The following is a 19,315-nucleotide window of genomic DNA, read 5'->3' as shown; positions in this document are numbered from 1 at the left end:
GCCGGTCCTCAGTATTTAAATTTCGAATACGGCACAGTGTAGGGTTCAAAGAGTCATGAAGTCAAGCGCACGACTTTTCGAAAAAGACAGTCCTTTAACTTAGGATTATTTCGTTATTCCCAAGGCATTTCTATATTTACACTTATGGACCGACCTCTGAACGGACCTCAAAAACGGATTCACTCACGCCCAGAGAAGCAGTCTGGCCAATAGCTCCCGTCACTTTGAATTAAACACGCGAAATTCGAAATAGTTTCATCCTGACACTTATATCTCGCGTTGGTTCTATTCAATTTGCTTATAGTAGCAAGAAATGCAGACGGACCGCTTATTTTGATCTATGTTCTACAGTAGATGCCCTGTTGAAAACACCGCGCCTGCTGAAAACACCGCGCCGCAACCGCCGCTCATCTCGTCAGCGAATTTATGAATCTGAAACGACAAAGCGACCTGCAAACCTACTCATCTCCCTCGAGCAGAGATATGATCATTTGTAATGAATTGCAGCGGCACATGCTTTCACATCCCTATTTTCTCTCACTTAAAGGAATCCTCATGAAGAAACTGATCCCGCTTTTTGCCCTTCTCTTTATAGTCGGCACGCTTCCCCTGCTCTCTGGATGTGGAAAACCCGCTGAAACGGCGCAGAATTTGGGCCCGGATGAGTCCATTCTGGCCATGCTGAATGGTGTCAACAATCAGGAAATGGAAGCCGTCTGGAATTTCCTGCCTGCCAGTTATCAGCAGGACGTGAATAGCATTGCCCACGATTTCGCATCCAAAATGGATCCGGAAATGTATAACGGCACATTCCAGACCGGACAACGTCTGGCCAAAATCCTGAAAGATAAAAAAGAATACATCCTCAAAAACCAGATGATTCAGAGATTGCCTGTGCCTCCGGAAAAAATCGATGAGTTCTGGGGTCCGACGACCAATATCATTTCGGCCCTGGTCAACAGTGATCTTTCCAGCCTGGATAAACTAAAGAGCTTTGACGGAGGCAAATTCCTTTCGATAACCGGCAACCAGCTGGCGAAGAACGTTGTCGAGATTTCCGATCTGGTGCCGCAAAAAGCAGGCGAACCCAGTTTTTCAGAGAAACTGAAACAGACCAAAGTCACCGTTTTAACAACTGAAGGCGATACCGCAACCATCAAAATTGAAGCACCGGGTGAAGAGCCTAAGGAAGAAGAGATGGTCAAAGTGGAAGGAAAATGGATCCCCAAAAATCTGGCAGACAACTGGCAAACGAAAATGGACGATGTCCGTAAACAACTGGCAGAGCTGACACCGGAAAAAGTGACTGCTCAAAAAGAACAGACCCTGGCCGGCCTCAAACAGGTTAATGAAACACTGGCCAAACTGGAAAACGCCAAATCGGAAGAAGAATTCAATAACACCCTGTCACCAATTATTGCACCGGTAGCGATGTTTGCGCCGATGCTGATGATGCAGTTGGGACAGCCAATGATGGGCGGGCCTGCCAATCCCAGCCTGGGGGAAAACAAGCCTGCTGACCCGAATGAGATCGTCACCATCGTGATTGAAAAGAAACTGAGCAATGCAGAACAGGACCCGATTATTGAACAGATCCTGCTTTCCGTTGATGACTCCGAACAGGTCAACATCGTCCCCATGGCGGAGGGAGAAACGACCATTTTCAAGATTTCTCCCGTGACCGATGTCGAGGCGTTCGCCAAAAAAATCAAATTTGGCAAACCTGCCAAAGTCGATGCTAAAACACGGTCAATCACAGTGGAACTCGATAAATAAAGATTGAGTCCCTTCTGAAAAACGAAAAAAGGCCACTTCTCGTGAACAGGAGAAGTGGCCTTAAGTTTTGCTGGTTTGCGCAGCAATCAATGATCTTGCAGGGAAGGATCAGGCAGCTTCAGACAGATCTTCTTCGCCTTCGCCGCAGGCTTCCACTTCGGAATCCAACTCTTCTTCGCCTTCCTCATATACGAGATAGTAAATCTCGTTCATCGCTTCTTCCAGAAAAGAGCGAATGTTTTCGCTATCGGTTGATTCGATCAGTGCTTCCAGTCGTGCGACAACGCGGTCGACTTCTTCACTGGTGATCTCTTCATATTCTTCCTGGCTGTTTTCTTCTGACATCATTACCTCCATGTCCTGAGTTTGACTACAATAAGCAGGAAAACCACGAATTTATTTATCGGTCTTCCGGGCTTAAAGCATTAGCACGGCCCTGTGCAAAAATAACCAGGCGAAACGACAGAACATCCTTTTCTGAATTTCGCCTTCCGGATCTATTTTCAACTGACTCTGTCGGAAAAAGAACGACTATTTTTTCTTCTTTTTCGATTCTTTCTTAGCGGTGGTTTTCTTTTTGGCTTTCTTTTGTTTCTTCTCTTTTTTGACGGTTTTCTCACCAAAAATGCGGTCCCATCCGTTAGAGAAATCTTCGGTTGAACCTGTGTGGACCGTATAACCCGTCACTTGCACTGCCTCCTCATGAAATAAACATCGAAATAGAATTGATCACTGGATAAATTATTTATGAAAGCAGATTCTGTAGCAAGGCTGAAATCGCCCGACTCCCCACCAATTCCCTGTTTTCAGACGAAATAACTCCCCGGTAATCAGCCGGTTGAAAGCAGGCTTCTGACATGAAACAGCCCCGAATAATACCCTGTTATGCGGTCATTTTCACATCGACCCTGTCCGATTTTCAACAGGGATATGACATCATGTCAGACCGCATGCGGGAACTGGCTGCCCAACAGCCAGGCTACCTGGGCATAGAGTCTTTTCGTTCACCAGACGGAAAAGGGGTGACCATCTCCTATTGGGAGGATCTGGCAGCGATCCAGGCCTGGAAACAGAATCCAGAACATCAGACAGCGCAGGAACTTGGGAAAAATCTGTGGTATCAGAACTATTCCATTGAAATCGCCCGGATCGAGTCCGGTTACTCCTTCGATCGGCCCTGAAAACTCCCGTTTACTCCTTCTTCTCTGCAGGCTTCTGGGGTTGCTCCGCTGTCTTTTTGGGCTTGGATTTATCCGCTTCCGCTTTCTTCTCCTGCTGTTGTTTCTGCATTTCGTTCTTTGACTTTTTCGATTTTTCCAGCTGGAAATAAGATTTACTGATTTTCCGGGGATACTCATTATTCGACAATTGAGTGTCCGCTGTTTCTCGATGGGGATCCAATATAAGACTTTTCAGAGGTTTCTCCGTTAAGATCAGTTTGGACACACTTTTATTATTCAGCCTCCAGATTTCCGCAGGTATCCGCAACATCTCTGAGCTATCATCATCAAAAGTCAGTTTCAGGATCACAGGCATCACCAGCCCCCCCTGATTTTTGAGATCGATGAGATAAAAGTACTTCTGTGTTTCCAAGAGTTTTTTCTCATGTGCCTTCAGCTCTTTGAGATGATCTTCAAATTTCTTTCGATCTGCGTCGGTCACGTCCAGATCGTCATACTCGTTATAGAAATCTTTGAGCTCCGGATATTTATGAGTCCGTTTCGGCAGACTTTTATTGCGGATATCAGACAGGGATTCTGGTTCGGCCTCCCGCTCTTTTTTGCGGCGGACTTTGTCGACATAGGGGTCACCGGTTTCCAGCAGATACTGTCTGACATTCTCTACAGCCAGATCGGTGTGGTCGGTCGTATAGAACCAGCCACGCCAGAACCAGTCCAGATCGACGCCCGAAGCGTCTTCCATCGTGCGGAAAAAATCTGCCGGTGTCGGGCGTTTGAACATCCAGCGCCGGGAATATTCTTTGAATGCATAATCAAACAGTTCCCGCCCAAGTACGGTTTCCCGCAGAACATTCAAGGCCGTCGCCGGCTTGCCGTAGGCGTTGTTGCCAAACTGCAGAATCGATTCCGAGTTGGTCATGATGGGAACCTGGTAGTCCCCCTTCATGTAACTCACGATGTCCCGAGGCTCTCCCCGCCGCGACGGGTAATCGGGCTCCCATTCCTGCTCCGTTAAAAACTGCAGAAACGTGGTAATCCCTTCATCCATCCAGGTCCACTGGCGTTCGTCACTGTTGACGATCATTGGAAAGTAATTATGCCCCACTTCGTGAATGATCACGGAAATCAGCCCATACTTGGTCCGTTTGGAATAAGTCCCATCTTTTTCGGGCCGAGGTCCGTTAAAGCAGATCATCGGGTATTCCATGCCACCCACCGGTCCATTGACTGAAATCGCCACCGGGTAAGGATAGGGAAAGGTGTACTTCGAGAAGACATCCAGGGTATGAATGATGGCATGCGTCGAATACCTGCTCCAGAGAGGCTCCCCTTCATTCGGATAATACGACATCGCCATCACCGGTTTCTCTTTGCCTTTCAACTGATGTCCCTGGGCATCCCAGATGAATTTTCGAGAACTGGCGAAAGCAAAGTCACGGACGAACGGCGCCATGAAGACCCAGGTCTTCTTTCCTTTCGAACGGGACGCTTCATTTTTCTTTGCTTCTTCCGGCGTGATGATAAACATCGGTTTCTTCGCCGTCTTCGCCTGTTCCAATCGTGTCTGCTGCGTTTCGGTCAGGACTTTTTCCGGGTTCTGCAGTTCGCCGGTTGCTGCCACAACATGATCCGCGGGTGCCGTAATCTTCACCAGAAAAGACCCGAATTCCAGAGTAAATTCGCCGCGTCCCAGAAACTGCTTGTGCTGCCAGCCGGTGTTATCCGTATAAGCCGCCATGCGAGGGTACCAGTGGGCAATTTCGTACAGAAAATTCTTATCTTCCTCGAAATACTCGTAGCCGGTTCGCGCGGGGCGGCTTTGGGAATCGTTGATCAGATAACTCCAGTCAACCGAAAAAGACATGCTTTGACCACTGCTCAACGCCCCGTTCAAATCAATCCGCATCATGGTTTTGATGATCTGAAAAGGGAGAGGATCCCCCCGTTCATCACGGACCGCCGAGATCTTCATTCTGCCGTCAAACGTCTCTTTCGCCATCAGTTGCTGCATCGTTTTATAACCGACTTTTCCCAGATGAGAGCTGGTATCAGTCAGATGGGCATCGGAATCAAACGACAGAATATTGGTATCCAGTTGCATCCAGAGATAATTCAACTTGTCGGGTGACTTATTGGTGTAAGTAACTTTTTCCGTCCCGACAATCTTCTGCAGCTTGTCATCCAACTCCACATCAATTTCGTAATCGACTTCCTGCTGCCAGTATTTTTCTCCCGGCGCGCCGGAAGCCGTGCGAAACTCATTCGGTGTAGGCAGCGCTTCTTCCAGTTGCCGGAATTTATCTTCCTGTTTGAACTTATCGTTACTGACGACCTGGGCATGCAGCAGGGAAGTCGAACACAAAAACAGAGTCAGGCACAACAATCTCAGAACAGGCTTTTCGTCTGAATGGAACACGCTGGTTTTCAGGAAGTTCATCAAAGTACGTTTCTGTTGAGGACACGAGTAGGTCGGCGAGCGGTATGGTAAACAGTCATAAAAACCATTTTAACCGCTGAAACAAGTCAAATTGCAAGTCATTTCGAGACCGCGGAAGGGAGTTTCCCCGGATGTCTTACGCAAAAAACGGGAATTCAGCGAGTCAGAATTGACAGGATTCCTTCCCAGGGCTGCATATACGTGAGGAACGGCAGTCCATCTACGGTCGGTTCGCGCTGTTTGGTCACCCCATCGACGGCGTTTGCTTCTCGAACCATGAATTCGAGAACTTTCAACTGCTCATCGCGCTGCCAGTCAAACAGAACTTCCGTCTGATCATGTAATAACGCGACCGCAGCCGCCAGCGCGCCAGCCCCCCAGTTGCTGGTTCCCGCGACAATATTCCAGTCAGTAGCGATACGGCAGGGAATCAGGCCGGAAAATTCGGAAGCAATGCGACGGTCCAGTTCTTCCCAGGTGATGGCCCCCATTCCGATTTCATTTCCACCATCGCCGATGCCAATAGTAATCGCAGCCGGAAAAAACTCAGACAGACGTTCAAATAACTGATGCAGGGGCGCCGTATAGGAATCGATGATTTCCCCACGCATATTGTGACAGCGGTCAAAATGCACTTCCGGTACACGCTGCTGAAACATGCTCCTATCCGCACTGTGATCGGAAAACTGAGACAACCAGGAATCTGTCGTGTGGCTCGGCCCTACCCGCTCGATCGAAATCAGATGACTGATTTTTTGTCGACTGAAAAATGTCTCAATCCAGCCCGGCTGATCGGGATCCAGAACAACAAGCTGTGATCGATCATAACCGCAGGCATCCACCGTTGCACTCAGAACGGGGGCACACAATGCATCAGTCACCACTAATGTTTCGACTCCACAGGCCTCCAGAATCAGGGCCAGCAGGACAGCACCGGGAGGTCCATCCGTTTCCGCGGCAGGAATAGAAGCCCCCGGAACATAAAATCCTGTAGTAATCACAACTTGTGACGCGCTGGTCCCGATGGCATGGGCGGCCTGCAGCAGGTGATCCTGACAGAGCGGCCCAAACTGGCTTTCTGAATCAATCAGCCCCCGTTTTCCCGGATCCCTGCGAATCAGGCGGTCAAATTCCCGGATCATGTCTGTTTGTGAGGTGCCCATTCAAGCCTGTTCGCACTGGAGCTGTAAAAACAGAGAGTTCGCCTCTGCAGAAACAGTTTACTCAGGATTGTAACGAAACGACAGCCTGTGCTGATTGAAAAAGAGAGTCAAAGAAAATACGATACTATTAAGTGTGATTCCCGCGATTGGGACCTCACCGAGGGGGACCTTCCTGCTTGTGAGAAAAGGCTTTCTAAAGGGAAACGCTGGTTGTCAGAACGCCTGAGCATTGCCAGAATTACTTGAGTATTCAGGCTGTTAAGCCTCCCACCCCGCACAAGCAAACCTGTCAGAAAACGATTGCAGACATGAACAGATCAATCTCAGAATTTTTCCAGTGAATTGAAATACCAGCGTCACTGCATCGCTTAAGGCATAAGGAAAATGGAAACTCCCGGGATCATTTCGATCTCCCGGGGAGAACGGACTCGACAGACTGCGATCGATCAACTGTCAGAATATGTATAAAGTGAGGATTCACTTCCGTGAGATTTGGGTATCGTCATTTCATTTTGTTGCTGTTATTCCCGGTATTAACCATCTCGGGATGTGAACAGCCTAAGGTCGAGTTTATCTTCTCAAAGAAGACCAATGAACTTATGCCTGCCGCCGCCAAACCTGTCAAAGAAGCACTGGTTGAACAGTTCGGCAATCCGCTGGCCCTCACTCAATTTGAAGGTCTGCCTACAAAATTCGGCGACGTGGAAGGCAAAGTCAAATCAGTAGAAACCGCGGCAGCCGACTCACCGCTGATCCACTTTCAGGCAACCGGCCTGGAAAATGCGTACGACAAACTTCAGGGGCTGCCTCTGGAGTGGACCTCTGGTAAAGCCCAGGGACAGATCTCACGCATCAAAGAATACGATTTTGAGACCGGCACGATCGCGGTCGAAAAAACAGCAGAGATCTCGCCACAGGCTGGTGATACCTTTCTAGTTGAATGCACGCGGCTGCAGTTTGGTCGCGATCTTTACAATCGGCATTGCATGCACTGTCACGGCATGTCGGGAGAAGGCACTGGCCCGACGTCCCGCTATCTGAATCCTCCGCCGCGCGATTTCCGTTTAGGAATTTATAAATACACGTCCACCAAATCGACTGACAAAGCACAGGTACACGACCTGGAACGAACCGTGAAAGAAGGAATCGCGGGGACGTATATGCCTTCCTTCAAACTGCTGACCGAAGACGAAGTCTCTGCCATTGTGAACTATGTCATCTGGCTCTCCATTCGTGGCGAAACAGAGAAAAAACTGGTCGACGAACTGTTCCTCGATTTTTCCAAAGAGACCTTCGCAGAACGCACCAGTGAAGAAGGTGGAGAAACGCCGGAAGAAATTGATGAAGAACTCAAAGAGTACATGGAACTGGATTTTCCGGACACGCTTGACTTTGCCACATCCAGCGTCGCAGAAGCCTGGGAAGAAGCAAACCTGGAAGACGCGCTGGTAATCCCTGAGACTCCCCGCGTGCCTGACTCTCCGGAATCCCGCGAACGGGGACGTAAACTATACCTTAGCGATAAAACCAAGTGTGCGACCTGCCATGGTCCCCAGGGACGCGGCAACGGGTCTGCCACACAGGATTTCTGGACGAACCCGGTTACCAATGAAAAATATCCCCATCGCGGTCTGCATGATATCTGGGGGAATCAATTACCTCCCCGGGATCTGCATCGCGGGATTTATCGAGGCGGACGCCGACCGATTGACATTTATCGACGGATCTTTGCAGGCATCAAGGGAACACCGATGCCCGCTTTTGGCTCCTCTGCTTTGACGGACGAAGAACGCTGGGACCTGGTCAACTATGTGATGAGCCTGCCTTACAGCAGCAACTAATCGCTTCGAGCTGTTTCACTGAATATTTTGTTTCTGAACTCATTTAAGACAACCAATTGAATCCTCAATCAAAGACCAAACGGGAGACCTTTCGTGGGTAAAGGATGGTGTTTATTTTTTCTGTTCTGGCCTGTTGCCGCAGTCGTGTCCTGCGCAGCTGCTCCTTTCATTGGCTGGTCTTTTCCATACGACAACGCGCAAGCCGCCAGTAACCTGGGGATCCGCATCGATAGCCTGTTTTATTTAATTCTGGCCATTACGGCAGCGGTCTTTATCGGCACACAGGCGGTCCTCGTCTATGCTCTCTGGCGCAGTGCCAACAATCGTGACGAACGCGCCCTGCATACACACGGCAATCATAAACTGGAACTGATCTGGAGCATCATCCCGGGGATCATTTTGTTATTCCTGGCCCTCTATCAGATGAACCTCTGGGCGGACTTTCGCTTTAAGAATCATTACCCGGAAGCAGCCGTCAAAGATCCCCTGGCAGAAGTCACCGCCCGCCAGTTCGAATGGCGGTTCCGTTATCCTGCGATGGGAAAAAAACTTCAGCCCAAACCGCAGCCCGATGACCTCTATACCGTCAATGAACTGCATGTTCCCTTTGGCAAACCGGTGTTGATCCAGCTTCGCAGTGACGATGTGCAACACTCGTTTTTCCTGCCCGCACTGCGGATCAAACAGGATGCCCTGCCCGGCCTGCAGATTCCCGTCTGGTTTGAGGCCAACAAACCCGGCGTGTACGATCTGGTCTGTGCCGAGCTGTGTGGCTGGGGCCATTACAAAATGAAAGCCCACGTGATTGTGGAACCCGAAGAAGAATACCAGGCTTATCTGAAAAACCTGACCCAGCAGCAATCCTATGATGGACTGGGAAAAATTGCCGCCAACGAAAACGGCTCAGAGAGTGAGGCCGCTGAGAAATGAGTGTTTTGAATCCTTCACCCACCGGACTGCAACCCATTACGACTCACCAGTCGCATGAGGGTCCGGGCAACTTCATCACGAAGTATATCTTTTCGACCGATCATAAAATCATCGCGATCCAGTTTCTGTTTACGACCTTGCTGATGATGATTGTCGGCGGTGCACTTGCCCTGGCAGTCCGCTGGCAACTGGCCTTCCCCTGGGAATCGATGCCGATCGTCGGGCCATGGCTGTTTGCCGCGGAAGGCGGACAGATCTCACCTGAATTTTACACGATGTTATTTACCATGCATGCCACCGTGATGATCTTTCTGGTGATCATCCCGATCCTGGCGGGAACCTTCGGAAACTTTCTGATCCCACTGATGATTGGTGCGGACGACATGGCATTTCCCAAGCTGAACATGTTGAGCTACTGGTTCATGTGGCCTGCGATCGCCTGCTTCGGGATCAGCTTCAAATACGCCGGTGGGCCGGCAGCGGGCTGGACTTCTTACCCGGTACTCGCTGATCTGGCGCAGGCAGCCCCTGGGTCCGGAACCGCGCAGACGTACTGGTTGCTGGGAGTCACCTTTGTCGGTTTCTCATCCATGATGGGCTCCATCAACTATATGACGACCATCATCAACATGCGTGCTCCCGGCATGACGTTCTTCCGGTTGCCCATGACCATCTGGGGACTGTTTATCACGGCCATTCTCCAGGCGTTCGCTCTCCCCGTGCTAACCGCCGGCGGATTCATGCAGGTTGCCGACCGATTATTTGGAACCTGTTTCTTCTATCCCTCCGGACTGGTCATCAACAATGCGGCAGCGACAGTGGGTGGCGGACAGCCTTTACTCTGGCAGCACCTGTTCTGGTTCTACTCGCATCCCGCGGTCTACATCATGCTGCTCCCGATTATGGGCATGGTGTCCGACATGCTGAGCTGTATGTGCCGAAAACCACTGTTCGGATATAAGCCGATGGTCTTCTCCATGTCAGCCATCGCCAGCCTCGGGTTCATCGTCTGGGGACACCACATGTTTACCAGTGGAATGAATCCCGCCGTCGGGATGGCATTCATGGTTTCCACCATGATGATCGCGCTCCCGTCCGCGATCAAAACGTTCAACTGGACTGCAACGATCTGGGGTGGGAAACTGGAATTCAATACGGTCACGCTGAACTGCATCGCCTTCCTCTCGATGTTTATCGTCGGCGGGCTCAGCGGAATCTTCATGGCGGCTGTCCCCGTAGACGTCTATTTTCACGACACCTACTTCATTGTCGCCCACTTCCATTACATCCTGTTCGGTGCCACCCTGTTTGGCGTGTTTGCCGGAATCCAGTTCTGGTTCCCGAAAATGTTCGGCCGGATGATGAATGAAAAGCTGGGCAAAACGCATTTCGTGCTGACCTTCATCGGTGCCAACGGCACATTCTTTCCAATGCACTTCCTGGGAATGCAGGGTATGCCCCGCCGTTATGCAGATCCTTATCTGCACGGTTACCTCGAACACCTGTTGCCGATGAACCAGTTCATGACCCTCTCAGCAATCCTGATGGGTGCAGCCCAGATTCTGCTGTTCATCAATATCTTTTACAGTATGTTCTTTGGACCTAAAGCAGGCCGAAATCCCTGGAATGCCACCACCCTGGAATGGGCGGCACCTTCACCCCCGGGGCATGGAAACTTTGACTTTGTTCCGATGGTCTATCATGGACCCAATGAATATGCCGTCGTCAACGGCGATCGTGATTTCCTGATGCAGAATGAACGGGAATGTCAGCCGGCAAAAACGACCAGCTCTTCCGATACCGAAACCTCAGCCTAAGTTGAAACGTAAGTAATAAAGTTATCCCTTATGAACCAGCAACAATATCATCCCTGGCTTTTCAGACTGGCACTGGCGACCGCAGTCACCACGCTACCGCTGATGATTGTAGGCGGTCATGTCACGACCGAAGGGTATGGCATGGCTTTCCCCGACTGGCCAACCTCCGATGGGCAGAATATGCTGACCTACTCCTGGTTCCACCGGGCCGCTGATAAATATTACGAGCATGGACATCGCCTGCTGGGAATGCTGGTCGGCTTTTTATCGATCGCACTGGTCATTGTCGCCTGCAAAGTTGCTGATCGAAAATGGATCCGTAATGTCTGTATTGCTGTCCTGGCCTGTGTGATCATTCAGGGAATACTCGGTGGCACCCGGGTGACAGAGAACAGTAAAGGTCTGGCGATGGCCCATGGCCTGTTCGGCGCCTGTGTTTTTACACTGATGTGTTTTCTGACCATGGTTACGGGGAAACGCTGGATTGCCATCAGCAACGATCCCCCGGTTTTACCGGCTGGCTATGGTCGTCGGCTGGCAATCGCGGTCCCGCTGGTCGTACTGTTTCAATATTTTCTGGGCGGGTTTCTCCGACATTTCCAGGTGGGTCTGCATCCACACATGAGCTTTGCGTTTGTCGCCTTGATCTTTGTAATCATTGAATTTCGTAGTGCGCGTAAATCAGGGATTAAATGGTTAAAACGTCCCGCCATGGGCATGCTGCATATCGGCATCTTTCAGGTACTGCTGGGCTTCGCCGCCTGGATCACCAAATACGGACTACCTGCTGCCGGTTTTGTTGCCACCGCCGGTTCCTGGCAACAGTCAGTCTCCCGCACCGCGCACCTGATTACCGGAATCCTGTTCCTGATGACCACGGTCCTGTATTCGGTCCGTGTCTTTCGACTCCATCAATTAAATAAAAACAGATCGTCAGAGCAATCTCTCTCTGCTACTGATTCCTTACCGAATGCCGAAGGTAACGTTTGACATGTCTACAACCCAACAATCCTATATCGCTGTCGAAGAATCGAAAACTGCCGCCAAACCTGTCAGTCTGGCCCGGTTAAGCGATTATCTCGAACTCATCAAACCGAGAATTTCGACGATGGCCCTGATCTCGGTGGCTTTAGGATATACGCTGGCCAGCGCCCATTCCTGGTCACTGCTGCCTTTAATTCATGCCCTGTTGGGAATCGGCCTGGTTGCCGTCGGCTGTAACTCGCTGAATCAGATGCTGGAAATGAAGAGTGATGCCCTGATGCCTCGCACGGCCAATCGCCCGCTACCCGCCGGTAAAATCTCATTGCCTGAAGTTCTGGTTTTCGGAATTGGTGCCGCTCTGACTGGTATTTTTTACCTGGCAACAATGGTCAACCTGCTGACTGCATTTCTAGCGATGATGACCCTGGTGCTCTACGTGCTGGTTTACACGCCCCTCAAACGGGTGACCTCCCTCTGCACCACCATCGGTGCCATCCCCGGTGCCATGCCTCCCATCCTGGGCTGGACGGCTGCGGGAGGCAACCTGAATACCTCTTCGTTTGCGATTTTTGCCATCATGTTCTTCTGGCAGTTCCCACATTTTCTGGCGATTGCCTGGCTGTACCGGCATCAATACCACCAGGCGGGATTGAAAATGCTGCCAGCCCCAGACCCGGCTCCGCGCATGATCGGCTGGATGTGTGTGATTTATGCAATAGCGCTGATCCCCGTCAGCCTGCTGCCTCAATATGTTTCCCTGACGGGGACGTTTTACTCTGTTGTCGCACTGGTCCTGGGAATCGGCTACCTCGCCTTTTCTATTCGTTTCCTGAGAAACGAAACACGCCAGACCGCCCGTGAGTTAATCTGGTTCTCACTGATTTATCTCCCACTGCTGTTACTCACCCTGACCTGGGACCGGCTGCAGCTGTTTATCTGATCAAGCAAAATAAGAGTACGTATTTCAGAATTCAACAACTGTTTGATTGTCTGCAATGTAAAGTGAAAGATTGCAATGAGTCACGAAAGTAATTCGCCACAATATCGAATGGGGCTTCCCATACCACACTCCAAACTGGGGATGTGGCTCTTCCTGGCGACAGAAATCATGTTTTTTTCTGCCTTTATCGGAGCCTATATCGTGCTCCGTGCCGGTTCGCCTGGCTGGCCTGACGATCCGGAAATCACGCATCTGCGTATCTGGGCGGGTGGTTTGAATACGTTCGTACTGATTCTTTCCAGCTACTTTGTAGTACTGGCCTTGGAAGGCATGAAAGTGGAAAACTTCGCCAAAGCGCGGCTCTATCTGTGCCTGACGCTGCTGCTGGCCTGTCTGTTCCTGGGCATCAAGGCCTATGAATATTCGGGTAAGTTCAAATATGACATCCTGCCCGGACACATTCCGGAAACCCCGCGGATGGCGATTGATAAATCCATGCGGGAAATGAAACAGGTCGTGGATCAGCGGGCCATCGCGTTAGCAAATGAAAAGCTGCCGGAAAAAACGGAGCCTACCGATCCCGAAGAAACAGTCGAAATCGCCGGCGTCGCTGATGAAAAAACAGAAGCAGTCGAAACACCCGTCGAAGAAATCCGGCAGCAACTGCAGACAGAACTGGCGGCCGAGGACACCCCTGCTGCCCGTAAAAAAGAACTGCAGGCCTATTTTGATCTCGGCGACAAATACCGGGAATTAAATGAACGGGCGCTGGAGGAATCCATCAGTATGCAGCAGATGAATAAAGAGCTGGAAACGCTGAAGGAGAACCCCGAGTATGGGTCATTCCTGGCACCGGTACATCACCTGCAACCGATTATTTTCGGGAACCTGTTTGCCTCGGTTTACTTTCTGCTGACCGGCTTTCATGCCTTGCATGTCCTGATCGGCATGCTGCTATTCATCATTGTACTGCTGCAAGGTAGACGGCTGAGTAAAAAATGGAACGATTACGTCGAAAACATCGGCCTGTACTGGCACTTCGTCGACCTGGTCTGGATCTTCCTGTTCCCACTGATTTATATCATTTAATTGAGAGACGCTAATCAGATGTCAGATCAACACGCTTACGTCAAATATTCCACCATCTTCTATGCACTCTGTGTCTGCACGGGGCTGTCGATCGTTTTTGACTTCATTGATTTAAAAGGAACAAACATCATCGGCATGAATGGTGTTGTGCTGCTGTCACTGCTGGTTCTGTCCGTCGCCTGCGCCAAAGCACTGTTCGTACTGATTTACTTTATGCATCTGAAATTTGAAGGCAAATGGAAGTACGTGCTACTCAGCCCGACGATCATTCTCGCGATGGGACTGACAATCGCCATGACTCCCGACATCGGCATTCATTATTACACGAATGAAGCACCTCAAATCGACTACCTGGAGCAGGCCCGGCAGACTGCCACCAAAACGGATGCCTTAACCCCCGAAAAAAGTCATGTTGAGTAACCCCCTCACCCAGGAATCAACGACGGCCTCCCGCATCTGTGTCAATGATATTTCACACCGATACGGTGAACGGCTGGCTTTGAATCATCTAAGCTTTGACGTCCGTCCCGCAGAGATCTTTGGCCTACTGGGACCGAATGGCGGCGGAAAAACGACCCTCTTTCGCCTGCTTTCCACACTCCTGCCTCTGCAGTCCGGTAACGCCACGATCGCTGGCCTGAACCTCTCAACACAGGCCCGGGAAATCCGCACACTCATTGGCGTCACTTTCCAGTCACCCAGCCTGGATGGCAAACTGACCGTCCAGGAAAATCTGAAACACCAGGCGCACCTGTATGGTATTTCGGGCAGATTGATGCGGGAACGGATCACCTCCGTGCTACTGCACCTGGGACTCACAGATCGCAAAGCCGATCTCGCGGAATCACTATCAGGCGGCCTGAAACGCCGCGTCGAAATTGCCAAGGGCCTGCTGCATGCTCCACAGGTCCTGCTGCTGGATGAGCCGAGTACCGGTCTCGACCCGGGTGCGCGTCATGATCTCTGGAAATACCTGAAACAACTCCAATGCGAACAGGGTGTGACGATCCTGATCACCACTCACTTGATGGAAGAAGCGGAACACTGTGACCGGCTCGGAATTCTGCATCAGGGAGAACTGATTTCACTGGGTACCCCGGATGAATTACGTGCTTCGGTCGGCGGAGACTGCCTGACCATTCAAGCGGAGCACCTGGAAATACTGCAGCAACAGATTATCGAGAAATTCGGCGTCACGCCTCAACAGATCAATCACAGTCTGCGCCTGGAACATTCCCGGGGTCATGAATTTTTGAAAGACCTGATCGATGCCTTCCCGGAACAGGTCACTTCGGTTTCACTCGGAAAGCCAACGCTCGAAGATGTGTTCATTCATAAAACCGGACATCAGTTCTGGCAGGCGGAGGAAGTCGAATGAATCAGCCTGCTACAGTCACCCCCGCTACGCCTTTTCTGCTGCCGATCATAACGCTCGCGCAACGTGAAGTGGTCCGCTTTGCCAGGCAACGCACCCGCGTCATTGGTGCCCTGATCCAGCCGATCCTGTTCTGGATTCTGTTTGGAGCAGGACTGCGAGGTTCGTTCAAAGCCCCCGAATGGGCGACGGCAGGCATGACCTACCAGGAATATTTTTTCCCGGGCGTGGCGGTCATGATTTTGATGTTTACCGCGATCTTCTCCACGATCTCCATCATCGAAGACCGTAAGGAAGGTTTCCTGCAGGGAGTGCTGGTCTCGCCGGTGCCCCGTTCTTCGATTGTATTGGGCAAACTGCTGGGGGGAACGATTCTCGCCGTTTTACAAGCTGTCCTGTTTCTTCTGCTGGGTCCGCTCTTAAAAATTGTCGGATTGGCGCCTGATTTCGATACCGGAATCACACTGGCAGGTTTTATCCCCCTGTTTCTGTTTCTGTTTCTGCTGGGCTTCAGCCTGACGGCGCTTGGCTACCTGATTGCCTGGCCAATGGAATCGACACAAGGGTTTCACGCCATCATGTCAGTCTTTCTGATGCCGATGTGGCTGCTCTCCGGTTCGTTTTTCCCGGCGGGAGATTCCGGCTGGCTGTCCTGGATCATCCGCGCCAATCCCCTGACTTATGGCGTGACCGGTTTGCGGCGTCTGCTCGCTTCAGGTCCTGCTTTACCCAGCGCACCGGGCAATCCTTCCCTGATGATCTGCCTGACCATCACCGCGGTGGTCTGTATAATTTATGTAACGATTGCCATCTGGATGACCCGTCAGCGGGCTACCAGAAATGCCAGATAAATAGATGCCAGATTAACAGATGACTGACAAATACGTTCTTATTTTAGTGTAATCAAAAGAATTAAACATGACTGAGACAAAATCAAGCCGCCGCATCCCTTTGATCCTGATCATCCTGCTCTGGGTGCTCGTCGCCGTAAGTGCATTCGCAACCTGGAAACTGAAAACTCAGCGCGACATCGCGGTGGAACAGATGAAAGCCAGTGAAGCCGCTGAGAAGAAAGCGGCGGAAGAGTCTGAGACCGAAGCAGTCAAAATCAATGCCCCGATCTGGCCGGAAGCAGGCATCGAAGACTTTTCCCTCACCGAGCGCAGTGGAAAAACCATAACGAAAGAAGACCTGCTGGGAAAACCCTGGGTGGCCTGCTTCGTCTTCACCCGCTGTGCCGGCCCCTGCCCGCGCGTCTCCGGTCAGTTTTATCAGTTGCAGAAAGATCTGAAAGACCTGGACTTCCGCCTGGTGACCTTTACCGTAGATCCGAAAAATGACACCCCCGAAGTTTTATCCCGCTATGCGGAATCCGTCGGCGCGGATCCGGAAAAGTGGCTGTTTCTCACCGGGGATCAAGGTGAGATCTTTCATCTGATTGAGAAAAGTTTTCTGATGCCGGTTCAGGAAAACAAAGGGCCCGCCCGCAAGCCGGGCTTTGAAGTGATCCATACCACCAACGTCATGCTGGTAGATAAAACAGGACGCGTCCTGGGAAAATATAACGCCGTCGACGATGTCGAACTGGCAGAGCTCAGACGCGAAGTTCGCAAGCTGGTCAAAGAAGAGAAACAGAATCCGGACAAAAATAAATCGGAGGAAAAACAACAGGATTCTCCCGAGAACACGAAGCAAGACGAAGCAGCCAAACCCAAAACGCCCGCCAAAGCAGGCATGATCTCTCTGAGTACCACATTGTTTCCAGTCGTGGCAAATCTGCTCGCTCAGACCGAAGCAGCTTCACCTGCAGCAGAACCAGGCACTACTGAAACCGTCAAAACAGCACCGGACTGGGTGTATCAGTTACCTGCCGTCAACGCCACCCTGAACGGGCTGGCTACCATTCTGCTGATGGTTGGTTACTGGTTCATCCGCCATGGGGAACAGCAGAAACACAAAAAAACAATGCTGACGGCATTCGGAACTTCCGTTTTGTTTCTGGTCTTCTACCTGCTGTATCACTTCGCATTACAAAGCTATACGGGAACGGCCTCTCGCAAATTTGGAGGTGAAGGCGCAATACGGACGATTTACTATTTCATTCTGATCACACATGTCGTGCTCGCCGCGGCTGTCCCTGTCCTGGCCTGGGTGACAATCCGACGCGGATTGAAACAACAGTGGGAAGCCCATCGTAAAATCGCCAAAATCACGTTTCCAATCTGGCTGTATGTCTCCATCACCGGCGTCGTGATCTATTTTATGCTCTATCACCTACCCGGTGCCGCCTGAGAATCAGCGAAAAATCGGCTGGAACCGGGATCTTCATCTGTTACAATGGAAGCATCTCAAGTTGTTAATCTAAAGTGGTTCGTATCATGTTAAAGCGATTTTCATTCCTTCGATCCTGTGTTCTGACAGCTGCATTGCTGGGGCTCTTCTCCACGCCTGCTGTCATCAGTCAGGCTGCGGCCTGTCCCATGTGTAAACAGTTGAACGAAACGGATGATTCCAAGCCCCGCGCTTACATGTATAGCATCGCATTTATGCTGGCGATGCCGGCAATGCTGATCTCTGGCTTTGGTGTTGCCTTCTTCAAGATGATCAAACGCGAAGAGAACACGGTCCAGCATTACGAAAACAACCGGAACCCGCATCAGAGTGATGCCGATTCCGGTATGCTTGATTCGTAATAATTGATCTCGTTGCTGCTTAATTCAAGCGTTGGCGACGAGGTGTATTCCAGACAGTTGCTGCCGAGGGTGCTGGCACAAATGCCCCTCTGGCGGATGCAGTGCGTGACAGGGAATCATCATAGGTCGCCTGGTTGGATACCGCAGGCTGTGTCTGAAGATAAGAGTTCTGAGAAGGAATCGTCTGCCACTCTGAATTCCCCTGCAGATCAGGAACCTGTAAGACTGCGGGACTGGGTGGCAATGCTGGCCCCATGCTCGCGAAGGAAGGGCCACTGTTTCCACCCCAGCCTGCCGCCGGTTGTGCACTGATCGTGGGAGCAAGAGTCGGGTAGGCGCCCATGTCCAGCGATGTGGAATTCATCGGCGTAGGAACAGGGGCACTGGATGGAACCGGCGTTGAAGGCACTCCATAAGGCTGCATGGATGGTGAAGGACTCATCATGGAAGGTTGTCCGTTCATGCAATCAGTGCACGTTGACTGTGGCACTGTCACCTGAATCCGTTTTCTAACCTGAATCGGAGTTTTGACATAGCTGGTCTGCTTCTGGTACTGGGTACATTGAATCTGTTTGGTCACCATCTTGGGAACCCAGACTCGCTGCCAGCATCCTTCGTCAACGGTAATCTGCTTGTAAGTGGTAACGGGAACATTGGTTGTGCGTGGTACCATACGGTATTCGGTACAAATAATGTCCTGGTAGCAGATTTGTGGCGGAGGAGGAGTACACACGCCCGGGCAGCAGGAAGTCACAGGAGCACAACGCCGGAAGTAACGGCGGGCCAGTTTTTTACAACGGTGACCACAGCGGCCATGTTGCGGATAACTGCAACTCGCGCCACCTCGGTTGAATAACCGTTTAAAGATATGAGCTTCCGCAGAATTATCATTTGTCGTAATCAGAAACAGAGAAGCAACAACAATACTATTTCGAATCCAGGGGGACATCGAAAAACTCCTTTTTTTACTAAGTGTGCTGAATGGCACTCCTTGATTTCGTTCCCGTTTCAGTCAAACTGAGACACTGGCTCTACAGGATCAGCCGGAACGAAGAACCCACCTTTCTCATTTATCGGCATAATCGTTAA

At 50.9% G+C, this 19,315-nt stretch carries 18 protein-coding genes; 13 read left to right on the top strand and 5 right to left on the bottom strand.

Annotation, left to right across the window (positions count from 1 at the left end):
• Positions 1 to 555 precede the first annotated feature (555 nt).
• Entirely contained in the window at positions 556 to 1,776 is a 1,221-nt protein-coding gene (locus tag ACN0YH_RS24895) for a hypothetical protein (RefSeq protein ID WP_417382304.1), read from the top strand.
• 108 nt (positions 1,777 to 1,884) lie between these two features.
• On the opposite strand, the gene ACN0YH_RS24890 is transcribed toward ACN0YH_RS24895, so the two are convergent.
• Together ACN0YH_RS24890 and ACN0YH_RS24885 are read right to left on the bottom strand one after the other, a co-directional pair.
• Positions 1,885 to 2,124 (bottom strand): hypothetical protein, encoded by a 240-nt coding sequence (locus tag ACN0YH_RS24890; protein ID WP_417382303.1) that lies wholly within the window; start codon positions 2,122 to 2,124, stop codon positions 1,885 to 1,887.
• A gap of 183 nt (positions 2,125 to 2,307) precedes the next feature.
• Entirely contained in the window at positions 2,308 to 2,463 is a 156-nt protein-coding gene (locus ACN0YH_RS24885; RefSeq protein ID WP_417382302.1) for a hypothetical protein, read from the bottom strand.
• A 170-nt stretch (positions 2,464 to 2,633) separates the two neighbouring features.
• Here ACN0YH_RS24885 and ACN0YH_RS24880 point away from each other — a divergent pair, with 170 nt between their 5' ends.
• The gene (locus ACN0YH_RS24880; protein WP_417382301.1) at positions 2,634 to 2,957 is read left to right on the top strand and encodes an antibiotic biosynthesis monooxygenase family protein; all 324 of its coding nucleotides are present in this window, start codon (positions 2,634 to 2,636) and stop codon (positions 2,955 to 2,957) included.
• Positions 2,958 to 2,967: 10 nt separating this feature from the next.
• Here ACN0YH_RS24880 and ACN0YH_RS24875 read toward each other — a convergent pair whose 3' ends face one another.
• Together ACN0YH_RS24875 and ACN0YH_RS24870 are read right to left on the bottom strand one after the other, a co-directional pair.
• Entirely contained in the window at positions 2,968 to 5,394 is a 2,427-nt protein-coding gene (locus ACN0YH_RS24875) for a M1 family metallopeptidase (RefSeq protein WP_417382300.1), read from the bottom strand.
• Between the two features lie 155 nt (positions 5,395 to 5,549).
• Complete coding sequence (locus tag ACN0YH_RS24870) at positions 5,550 to 6,557, bottom strand: glutamate cyclase domain-containing protein (RefSeq protein WP_417382299.1); 1,008 nt, start codon at positions 6,555 to 6,557, stop codon at positions 5,550 to 5,552.
• A gap of 485 nt (positions 6,558 to 7,042) precedes the next feature.
• Here ACN0YH_RS24870 and ACN0YH_RS24865 point away from each other — a divergent pair, with 485 nt between their 5' ends.
• The 11 genes from ACN0YH_RS24865 (at position 7,043) to ACN0YH_RS24815 (ending at position 18,226) form a co-directional block, all read left to right on the top strand.
• Positions 7,043 to 8,398 carry a c-type cytochrome gene (locus ACN0YH_RS24865; RefSeq protein WP_417382298.1) on the top strand — a complete coding sequence of 452 codons (1,356 nt, stop codon included), beginning with the start codon at positions 7,043 to 7,045 and terminating at the stop codon, positions 8,396 to 8,398.
• A gap of 93 nt (positions 8,399 to 8,491) precedes the next feature.
• On the top strand, positions 8,492 to 9,328 hold the full coding sequence (gene coxB, locus ACN0YH_RS24860; protein WP_417382297.1) for a cytochrome c oxidase subunit II: 837 nt from the start codon (positions 8,492 to 8,494) through the stop codon (positions 9,326 to 9,328).
• Positions 9,325 to 11,145 (top strand): cytochrome c oxidase subunit I, encoded by a 1,821-nt coding sequence (locus tag ACN0YH_RS24855; protein ID WP_417382296.1) that lies wholly within the window; start codon positions 9,325 to 9,327, stop codon positions 11,143 to 11,145. The genes coxB and ACN0YH_RS24855 overlap by 4 nt, the downstream gene beginning before the upstream one ends.
• Before the next feature lie 30 nt (positions 11,146 to 11,175).
• Complete coding sequence (locus ACN0YH_RS24850; protein WP_417382295.1) at positions 11,176 to 12,135, top strand: COX15/CtaA family protein; 960 nt, start codon at positions 11,176 to 11,178, stop codon at positions 12,133 to 12,135.
• Position 12,136: 1 nt separating this feature from the next.
• The gene (gene cyoE / locus ACN0YH_RS24845) at positions 12,137 to 13,069 is read left to right on the top strand and encodes a heme o synthase (protein WP_417382294.1); all 933 of its coding nucleotides are present in this window, start codon (positions 12,137 to 12,139) and stop codon (positions 13,067 to 13,069) included.
• A 75-nt stretch (positions 13,070 to 13,144) separates the two neighbouring features.
• The gene (locus ACN0YH_RS24840; protein WP_417382293.1) at positions 13,145 to 14,158 is read left to right on the top strand and encodes a cytochrome c oxidase subunit 3; all 1,014 of its coding nucleotides are present in this window, start codon (positions 13,145 to 13,147) and stop codon (positions 14,156 to 14,158) included.
• A gap of 18 nt (positions 14,159 to 14,176) precedes the next feature.
• Positions 14,177 to 14,578, top strand: a complete 402-nt coding sequence (locus ACN0YH_RS24835) for a cytochrome C oxidase subunit IV family protein (RefSeq protein WP_417382292.1) — start codon at positions 14,177 to 14,179, stop codon at positions 14,576 to 14,578.
• Positions 14,568 to 15,536 (top strand): ATP-binding cassette domain-containing protein, encoded by a 969-nt coding sequence (locus ACN0YH_RS24830; protein ID WP_417382291.1) that lies wholly within the window; start codon positions 14,568 to 14,570, stop codon positions 15,534 to 15,536. The genes ACN0YH_RS24835 and ACN0YH_RS24830 overlap by 11 nt, the downstream gene beginning before the upstream one ends.
• A complete protein-coding gene (locus tag ACN0YH_RS24825; protein WP_417382290.1) occupies positions 15,533 to 16,384 on the top strand; it encodes an ABC transporter permease in 852 nt (283 codons plus the stop codon). The genes ACN0YH_RS24830 and ACN0YH_RS24825 overlap by 4 nt, the downstream gene beginning before the upstream one ends.
• 67 nt (positions 16,385 to 16,451) lie before the next feature.
• A complete protein-coding gene (locus ACN0YH_RS24820) occupies positions 16,452 to 17,825 on the top strand; it encodes a DUF420 domain-containing protein (RefSeq protein ID WP_417382289.1) in 1,374 nt (457 codons plus the stop codon).
• Between the two features lie 86 nt (positions 17,826 to 17,911).
• A complete protein-coding gene (locus ACN0YH_RS24815) occupies positions 17,912 to 18,226 on the top strand; it encodes a hypothetical protein (RefSeq protein WP_417382288.1) in 315 nt (104 codons plus the stop codon).
• A 19-nt stretch (positions 18,227 to 18,245) separates the two neighbouring features.
• Here ACN0YH_RS24815 and ACN0YH_RS24810 read toward each other — a convergent pair whose 3' ends face one another.
• Positions 18,246 to 19,175: a hypothetical protein gene (locus tag ACN0YH_RS24810; protein WP_417382287.1), complete on the bottom strand. Its 930-nt coding sequence runs from the start codon at positions 19,173 to 19,175 to the stop codon at positions 18,246 to 18,248.
• Positions 19,176 to 19,315: the final 140 nt, after the last annotated feature.

The organism is Gimesia sp., from assembly GCF_048262075.1.
Classification (GTDB): Bacteria; Planctomycetota; Planctomycetia; order Planctomycetales; family Planctomycetaceae; genus Gimesia.
Note: the sequence above shows the minus strand (reverse complement) of the source record. Positions and strands in the feature narration are given on the sequence as shown.